General features: G+C 58.2%; 7 protein-coding genes and 1 pseudogene. 5 read left to right on the top strand and 3 right to left on the bottom strand.

Going from position 1 to position 6,685, the window contains the following annotated elements:
* Positions 1 to 920, top strand: a pseudogene (locus ERD80_RS10010) (ornithine decarboxylase); the annotation flags it as partial.
* A 68-nt stretch (positions 921 to 988) separates the two neighbouring features.
* On the opposite strand, the gene mltC reads toward ERD80_RS10010, so the two are convergent.
* Genes mltC through mutY form a run of 3 tightly spaced genes read right to left on the bottom strand, consistent with a single transcriptional unit; the run spans position 989 to position 3,480 of the window.
* On the bottom strand, positions 989 to 2,068 hold the full coding sequence (mltC, locus tag ERD80_RS10005; RefSeq protein WP_059011803.1) for a membrane-bound lytic murein transglycosylase MltC: 1,080 nt from the start codon (positions 2,066 to 2,068) through the stop codon (positions 989 to 991).
* 54 nt (positions 2,069 to 2,122) lie between these two features.
* Entirely contained in the window at positions 2,123 to 2,395 is a 273-nt protein-coding gene (locus ERD80_RS10000; protein WP_010617014.1) for an oxidative damage protection protein, read from the bottom strand.
* On the bottom strand, positions 2,395 to 3,480 hold the full coding sequence (mutY, locus tag ERD80_RS09995) for an A/G-specific adenine glycosylase (protein WP_136546758.1): 1,086 nt from the start codon (positions 3,478 to 3,480) through the stop codon (positions 2,395 to 2,397). The genes ERD80_RS10000 and mutY overlap by 1 nt, the downstream gene beginning before the upstream one ends.
* A 154-nt stretch (positions 3,481 to 3,634) precedes the next feature.
* Between mutY and trmB the strand changes: the two genes are divergently transcribed.
* From trmB to ERD80_RS09975, 4 genes are all read left to right on the top strand, one after another.
* Positions 3,635 to 4,354, top strand: a complete 720-nt coding sequence (gene trmB, locus ERD80_RS09990) for a tRNA (guanosine(46)-N7)-methyltransferase TrmB (RefSeq protein WP_021506621.1) — start codon at positions 3,635 to 3,637, stop codon at positions 4,352 to 4,354.
* Positions 4,354 to 4,680 (top strand): YggL family protein, encoded by a 327-nt coding sequence (locus ERD80_RS09985; RefSeq protein ID WP_021313105.1) that lies wholly within the window; start codon positions 4,354 to 4,356, stop codon positions 4,678 to 4,680. The genes trmB and ERD80_RS09985 overlap by 1 nt, the downstream gene beginning before the upstream one ends.
* 153 nt (positions 4,681 to 4,833) lie before the next feature.
* Positions 4,834 to 5,550 (top strand): DUF2884 domain-containing protein, encoded by a 717-nt coding sequence (locus ERD80_RS09980; protein WP_136546756.1) that lies wholly within the window; start codon positions 4,834 to 4,836, stop codon positions 5,548 to 5,550.
* Positions 5,551 to 5,761: 211 nt separating this feature from the next.
* A partial coding sequence (locus ERD80_RS09975) for an Ig-like domain-containing protein (RefSeq protein WP_136546754.1) occupies positions 5,762 to 6,685 on the top strand: 924 nt, incomplete at its 3' end.

Genomic DNA, 6,685 nt, shown 5'->3' with positions numbered 1-6,685 from the left:
GCGAAGCGGGGCGCAGCATGTGGCACGACTGCGTCACGCTGGGCATTGAGGCACGCAAAGCGATCCTCGAGCGCTGCAGCCTGATTCAGCCCTTCCTGCCGGAGCAGGTGCACGGCAAGCCATGGCAGGCGGCAGAAACCGCCACCATCGCCGCCGATCCGGCGTATTTCAGCTTCGAACCGGGCGCGAAGTGGCACGGTTTTGCCGGTTACGATGCCGGACAGTATCTGGTGGACCCGTGCAAGCTGCTGCTCACCACGCCAGGCATCGATGCCACCAGCGGCGAATACACCCGCTTTGGCATTCCGGCCACCATTCTCGCCAACTATCTGCGCGAGAACGGTATCGTACCGGAGAAGTGCGATCTCAACTCAATCCTGTTCCTGCTGACCCCAGCGGAAACGCCGGAAAAAATGGCGCATCTGGTGGCGATGCTGGAGCAGTTTGAACAGCACGTGCGGGAAGATGCGCTGCTGGCTGAAGTGCTGCCGAGCGTGTATCGCAGGCACGTCGAGCGCTATCAGGGCTACACGCTGCGTCGCCTGTGCCAGGAGATGCACGATTTGTACGTCAGCTACGACGTTAAGGATCTGCAGCGCGACATGTTCCGCCAGGCGTGTTTCCCGAAAGTCGAGGTCAATCCGCAGGATGCGCATCAGGCGTATATTCGCGGTGACGTTGAGCTGGTGCCGATCGCCAGTGCCGAAGGGCGCATTGCCGCCGAGGGGGCGCTGCCGTATCCGCCGGGTGTGCTGTGCGTGGTGCCAGGCGAAACCTGGGGCGGGGCAGTGCAGCGCTATTTCCTCGCGCTGGAAGCGGGTATCAATCTGCTGCCGGGCTTTTCACCGGAGTTGCAGGGGGTTTACACCGAGGAGGATGACAGCGGGCACAAGCGGTTAGTGGCGAATATGATGTTGTAGGAGGGGGCTGTTCCCCCACCGCACGCCACCTTCTCCCGCAGGCGGGAGAAGGTGGCGATGAGCGCTAATCAATAACGGTGGTAGCTGCGCTGTGCCTGGCTCACTTTGTACAGATAGCGGCGCGACTCGGCCGACGGATGGTTGGTGGTCAGCGTCTGATACACCTGGCTCGGTGACATGCCGTTGATGGTGGCGAAGGCGCGGTCTTTATCGCTGGAGAACACGCGCAGCACGCTGCCCGCCCCGCCGTTATAAGCGGTGATCACTGCGTAACGGCGCGATAGCGGATCCTGAATCCCGCCGAGATAGCTCTTCTGCAGCAGCGACAGATAAGCGGTACCGGCATCAATGTTATTGGCCGGATCGAGCAGATAGCTGCGGCTCGGTTTACCCCATTTGCCCTTCATGCGGAACACATCGACCCCGGCAGTATGCTGCACCACCTGCATCAGACCCAGCGCATCGGCGTTGCTTACCGCATAAGGGTTGAAGCTCGATTCGGTCTGCATGATCGCCAGAATCAGCGAGGCATCAACGCCATACTGTTCGGCGGCTTTGCGCACCAGCGGCAGATATTTATGCGCACGTTTGTCGAGGTGGTTGGGCACCATCGGAATGGTCACCGACCAGATAACGTGCAGCCCGGAGGTGCGTCTCTGCAGTTTGTTCTGAATCAGGTAATCGGCAAAGTTACCGGCGCGTCCCTGCCAGCGGATCGGCTGACCGGTATTATCCAGCACCTGGCCGTAGAGCAGCGGCTCTTTACTGATCTGAATATCGTTGGCGTCGGAGTAGAGATCGACGTTGCCCGGATCGTCACCAATCAACAGCGTGGTGATGATGGCCTGACGCAGGCTGGCCATCGGATCGGTGCCGGAAATGGTCTCAATGGTGATGCTACCGCTGTCGAAGTTGATGTGACTGCGGGTGTAATAGTTATCGCTGTATTTGACGTAGTCCTTGGGTCCGGCGATCAGAACCTCATTGATTCCCCAGATATTCTCGATGTTGGCGGCAAATTGCCCCATCAGAATGTCAAAACCGTTGGTGTCCTTAACCCACTCTTCATGGTACTGCGATTTTTTTTGTCCGGAGCAGGAGACTAACAGGGGTGCGATGACCAGCAGTGCTATCAGTTTTTTATTCATTGTGAATGCGTGCCTGACTCGAAAAAGAGGGCCTCAAAGGGAGGCCCTGAACGTTTATTTTTCTGGCGGGGTGTAACCTTCAATGTGCACATCTTTGCCTTCGAACAGGAAATTCACCATCTCCTTCTCCAGCACTTTGCGATCTTCCGGGTTCATCATGTTGAGCTTCTTCTCGTTGATCAACATGGTCTGCTTGGACATCCACTGCTGCCAGGCTTCTTTGGAAATCTCATTGTAGATGCGCTTACCCAGTTCGCCAGGATAGAGCTGAAAGTCCTGGCCTTCAGCGTCGCGTTGCAGATAAGTACAAAAAATGGTGCGGCTCATTACTCTTCCTCTTCGGTCAAACTGGTTCGCAGTTGAAGCTGCCGGGGATGGCGCAGCTCATGCAGCAGGCGCTCTACCGGCGCGGCCAGCCCCACTGACGGTGGTTGCGCTAAGTTATACCAGAGACCGCCGGCTTCATCCATCAGCGACCCGGAGGAAGGCCACGCCAGCCACATAGGCACAATATCTAAGTGGAAATGGCTGAAGGTATGGCGGAACGCGGTAAGCTGCTGCGGTTTCGCGTGGATGCCGCGCGCCGCCAGCCAGTCAGTCAGCGCTTGCTCACTGGTGAACTGCGGGAAGCAGAACAGGCCGCCCCACAAACCCACCGGCGGACGCTGTTCCAGAAACACCTCGTCGCCGTGCTGCAGCATCAGGAACCAGCCGCTGCGCTCTGGCAGCGTGACTTTCGGCTTCCTGCCGGGATAATCGGCCCAGTTGCCCTGTGCATAGGCCGCGCAGCCGCTATTCAGCGGGCAGATGTCGCATTTTGGGCGGGAGCGAGTACACACTAACGCGCCGAGATCCATCATCGCCTGATTGAACTGGCTGACGCCTTCCGCTGGCGTGACGTCTTCACTGATCTGCCACAGGCGCTTCTCCACCTCTTTTTTGCCCGGCCAGCCGCTCACCGCATAGCAGCGCGCCAGCACGCGTTTTACGTTGCCGTCGAGGATCGGGAAATGCAGGCCGAGCGACAGCGACAGGATCGCGCCCGCCGTGGAGCGGCCGACGCCCGGCAGTGCCGCGACATCATCGAAATGAGGCGGGAATACGCCGCCGTGCAGCTCAACCACCTGTTTAGCCGCCTTGTGCAGGTTACGCGCCCGTGCGTAATAGCCGAGGCCGGTCCACAGATGCAGCACTTCATCAAGCGGCGCGGCGGCCAGGTCAGCAACCGTGGGGAAGCGCGCCATAAAGCGTTCGAAATAGGGAATAACGGTGGCAACCTGCGTCTGCTGCAGCATCACTTCGGAGAGCCACACCTTATAGGGCGTTTTCTCCAGCTGCCACGGCAGAGTTTTACGGCCAAAGCGTTGGTACCACTCCAGCACCTGTTGCGCGAACTGCGGCGCCTGCATCATAAGAAGGAAATTTTCCATGTTTACTCTACAATCAGGCAGGAATTCCAGCACAGAGACATCAGGGTGTAAACCGGAAGATTGCAAAGGCTTGCTTCTGTTACTTAACTTTGCATAATGCCCGTTTCCCTGAACAGGCTAACCAGCAGGTTTCAACATGATTAATGACGTCATCACCCCGGAATTTGATGAGAACGGGCGGCCTTTGCGCCGTATCCGCAGTTTTGTGCGCCGCCAGGGGCGCTTAACGAAAGGACAGCAGCTCGCGCTCGACAATTACTGGCCGGAGATGGGCGTCGAGTATCAGCCGCAGCCGCTGGACATGGTCGCGCTGTTTGGCCGCGAAGCGCCGCTGGTGCTGGAGATTGGGTTTGGCATGGGTGCCTCGCTGGTGACCATGGCGCAGAACAATCCGCATCAGAACTTCCTCGGCATTGAAGTGCATGCGCCGGGCGTCGGTGCCTGTCTGGCCTCGGCCAAAGAGGCTGGCGTGCAGAATCTGCGCGTGATGTGTCACGACGCGGTGGAAGTGCTGGAAAACATGGTGCCGGACAATTCGCTGCGCATGGTGCAGCTGTTTTTCCCGGATCCATGGCATAAGGCGCGCCACAACAAGCGCCGCATCGTCCAGGTACCGTTTGCCGAGCTGGTGCTGCGCAAGCTGAAGCTGGGCGGCGTGTTCCACATGGCGACCGACTGGGAAGAGTACGCCACGCACATGCTGGAAGTGATGAGCAGCATCGATGGCTATAGCAATCAGTCGGAGAGCCAGAATTACGTGCCGCGTCCGGAAACGCGTCCGTTAACCAAATTTGAGCAGCGCGGGCAGCGACTGGGCCATGGCGTATGGGATCTGATGTTTGAGAGGGTGAAATAATGGCTGTAAAACGTAGCCGCCGTTTACGTAAAAAGTTGCATGTTGATGAGTTTCAGGAGCTGGGCTTCTCTGTTGCCTGGCGTTTTGCCGAAGGCACCAGCGAGGAAGAGGTGGATGCCACGCTCGATCAGTTCATCAATGAGGTGATCGATCCGAATGGTCTGGCCTATGACGGCAGCGGCTATCTGGTGTGGGAAGGGCTGGTGTGTCTGCAGCAGACCGGCAAATGCACTGACGCGCACCGCGAGCTGGTGCGTAACTGGCTGGAAAAGAAAAATCTCGCCGATATTCAGGTCACTGAACTCTTCGACGTTTGGTGGGACTAAGTTTTATTGCAGTATGCTGGTGCGCATAAATGCGCACCCTACAGGGGATTGCCCCTGCGGGAGATGGTCCTTTGTAGGGTCGCCATTTATGGTGACCTGGTAACAACCGCTAACTGTCTTGCTCTTTCCCGCACAGAATACTCAGGAGATTTCATGGTTCGTAAGGCTCTTCTCGCCGCGCTGCTGCTGGCGGCGGCTCAGGCGCATGCTGACTATCAGTGCAGCGTCAATCCAAAGGATGATGTGATCATCAAACCCCAGAGCGTGCAGGTGGTGGGCAGCAACGGCAATCTTGAAATCACGCCGCAGGGCGATGTGCAGTTCAACGGCAAGTCGGTGAGCGTCGATAACGCCACGCGCCAGCAGGCGATTGACTACCAGAACGCGCTGCGTCGCGATCTGCCGTGGGTCGACAGCGGCGCAACCACCCGTCTGGAGCGGGGCCGCGTGGCGCTGGATAAAGTGATTGTCGAAAAACTCGGGGCGGACAGCAATGTGCGCAATCGCCTGACCACGCTGAACGGCCAGCTCAAGCAGCAGATGAACCGCATCATCGAGCACCGTCCGGATGGCCTGACCTTCCACCATCAGGCCATTGAGCAGGTGCGCGCCGACGGCGAGAAGCTGGTGCAGAGCACGCTGGGCGGGGTGTTGCAGGATAGCCTGAACGAGATGGGTACCAAACAGGCCGCCAGCGGCAGCAATCCGCTACAGGCGCTGATGGGCAACCTCGGCGGGCTGCAGCAGTCGATTCAGACTGAATGGAACAATCAGGAGCAGGATTTCCAGAACTTCGGTCATGAAGTGTGTAACCGGGTGACCGCACTGGAAAGCCAGCGCAAGACGCTGATGCAGAACGTAAAGGGCTAAGCCAGCCGCGTTGCCGCTGAATGCACGGAACATAACGGCGTCATTGTTCTTCTGAACAGTGGCGCCTTTTTTTATCCCCGCAGCTTTTAAGCCGTGATTTAACAGATTGTCTTAGATTCGGGACGAATCTGATAACGGCAAAATTTCCGCATTAATAACTATATCAACGGGCATTCAGCCTATTGAAATTATTAATTTTTAAGGAAATTTTATGTTATTTTCTGACACCTCTGCTTCCAGTTCACACCCGGTTTTATCACCCCCTGTGGTTATTGTTGCCGAACGCGGCTGGTACAACGATCCGCAAAAACGCTGGCAGGGAACGGTGCAAACGCCGGATGCCGTTGAAGTCATCGTGACGGTTAACGGTGGCAATCCGCTACGCGTGCCGGTGATCAATGGCCACTTCGAGTGGATGCCGCCGCAGCCGATGGCCGATGGTGAATACCAGCTAACCTTCACCGCCGTGGATGCCGCCGGCAATCACAGCGCACCCACGCGCGTGGATTACAATATTGATACCCATCCGCCCGCCAGACCGATCATTGAAGCGATTGAAGACCACGTTGCCGGCGGCGTGGAGGACGGTAACAGCATCCGCCGTAACGGCTATACCAACGATGATCAGCCGGTGGTACGCGGGCAGGCCGAAGCCAACGCGCTGGTTTATCTCTATAATGGCAGCCAACTTCTCGCCTCTGTGCGTGCCGATGCGCAGGGCAACTGGCAGGCGCAGCTCGATCTGCCGCAGGACGGAACCTATAACCTGACGGCGCAGGCCGAGGACCGCGCCGACAACCGCAGTCAGCCGTCGCCGAAGTGGACCTTTCATCTCGATACGCTTACCCCGGAAACGCCGACGTTCAGCTATTACGACGACAATCGCGGGCTGTATCAGGGCCAGTTTGGCCGCGGCAAACCCACCGATGATGTCCGGCCGGAACTGCACGGCGAAGCCGAGCCCGGCAGCGTGGTGCGCATTCAGTATGCCGCACCAGGCGGAAAGTGGGTTGTCGGCGGTACGGCCACCGTCGACAGCAGCGGCCACTGGCACTGGACACCGCCGCAGGATCTGCTGCCGGACGGCGACTGGCGTTTTCGCAGCCGCAGCAGCGATAAGGCCGGCAACGTCAGT

It is taken from the genome of Pantoea sp. R102 (assembly GCF_004916815.1).
Classification (GTDB): Bacteria; Pseudomonadota; Gammaproteobacteria; order Enterobacterales; family Enterobacteriaceae; genus Pantoea; species Pantoea dispersa.
Note: the sequence above shows the minus strand (reverse complement) of the source record. Positions and strands in the feature narration are given on the sequence as shown.